Below are 1,426 nucleotides of genomic sequence, written 5' to 3'. Positions count from 1 at the left end.
CTAGTGTCCTGCGCCGGAAATGGCGACTCTAAGTTGGTAGGCTGTTTGTATGTCGTCTCGGGGTCCTCGTGCTGTCGAAGTCGTGCTGTCCGCCGAGGAACGTGCGGAGCTGACGCGCTGGGCGGACGGCGCGGTATCGGCTCGTGCAGTGGAGCGGGCCCAGATCATCCTGGCCTGTGCGGACGGAACGTCAAACACTGCTGTGGCGGCGGATTTCAGGGTGAGCGCGGAGACGGTGCGCAAGTGGCGATCCCGGTTCGCCGGCCAGCGGCTGGCGGGCCTGGCGGACGCGCCGCGGCCGGGTCGGCGCAAGCCGGAGCTGGTGCTGTCCGAGGCTGAACGTGCGGAGTTGACGCGCTGGGCGCGACGGGCGAAGACCGCGCAGTACCTGGCGCTGCGCGCGAAGATCGTGCTGCGGTGTGCGGAAGGCGGAACGAACAAGGAGATCGCCACCGAACTCGGCGTCGCCCATGGAACGGTCAACCGATGGCGGTCGAGGTTCATCGGCTTGCGGCTGGACGGGCTGACCGATGAGCCGCGCCCCGGCCGGCCGCCCTCGATCCTCCTCGACCAGGTCGAAGACGTGCTCACCGCGACCTTGGAATCCACCCCGGGCGAGGACACCCACTGGTCGCGGGCCTCGATGGCAAAGCACTCCGGCCTGTCGAAATCGACAGTCGGGCGGATCTGGAAGAAGTTCGACCTCAAGCCGCACCTCCAGGACGCGTTCAAGCTCTCCACCGACCCTCAGTTCGTCGCCAAGGTCGTCGACGTCGTCGGCCTGTATCACCACCCGCCCGAGAAAGCCGTCGTGCTGTGCGTGGATGAGAAGAGCCAGATACAGGCGCTGGACCGCTCCCAGCCAGTGCTGCCGATGATGCCCGGCATGCCCGAGCGGCGCACCCATGACTACTACCGGCACGGCATCACCAGCCTGTTCGCCGCCTTCAACATCGCTGATGGCACCGTCATATCGGCACTGCACCGCCGCCACCGGGCAATCGAGTTCAAGAAGTTCCTGATCCGCATCGACAAGGCGGTACCCGCCGGCCTCGACGTGCATTTGGTCTGTGACAACTACGCCACCCACAACACCGCCGAGATCAGGACGTGGCTGGGTAAGCACCCCCGCTTCCACGTCCACTTCACCCCCACCGGCTCCTCCTGGATGAACCAGGTCGAGCGGTGGTTCGGCCTGCTGACCGACAAACTCATCCGCCGCGGCGTCCACACATCCGTCAAGGCCCTGGAGAACGACATCCGCGCATGGATCGAGCGGTGGAACCAGGACCCCAAGCCGTTCACCTGGACCAAGACCGCCGACGAGATCCTCAACTCCCTCGCCGACTACCTCACCAAAATCAACCCACCAACCATCAACACCTGACAGCTATTTAGACTCGCTATTTCCGGCGCAGGACACTAG

General features: G+C 65.1%; 1 protein-coding gene. It reads left to right on the top strand.

All coding sequences use genetic code 11. The features are described from left to right. Positions 1 to 49: 49 nt before the first annotated feature. Positions 50 to 1,387 carry an IS630 family transposase gene (locus tag ACFWTC_RS38945; protein WP_384030738.1) on the top strand — a complete coding sequence of 446 codons (1,338 nt, stop codon included), beginning with the start codon at positions 50 to 52 and terminating at the stop codon, positions 1,385 to 1,387. The last annotated feature ends 39 nt before the right edge of the window (positions 1,388 to 1,426 follow it).

It is taken from the genome of Streptomyces sp. NPDC058619 (genome assembly GCF_042717785.1).
Taxonomy (GTDB): domain Bacteria; phylum Actinomycetota; class Actinomycetes; order Streptomycetales; family Streptomycetaceae; genus Streptomyces.
Note: the sequence above shows the minus strand (reverse complement) of the source record. Positions and strands in the feature narration are given on the sequence as shown.

Bases quoted from the DNA above. Each gene is read 5' to 3' on its own strand.
- ACFWTC_RS38945 (WP_384030738.1), top strand. From the start codon at position 50: ATGTCGTCTCGGGGTCCTCGTGCTGTCGAAGTCGTGCTGTCCGCCGAG.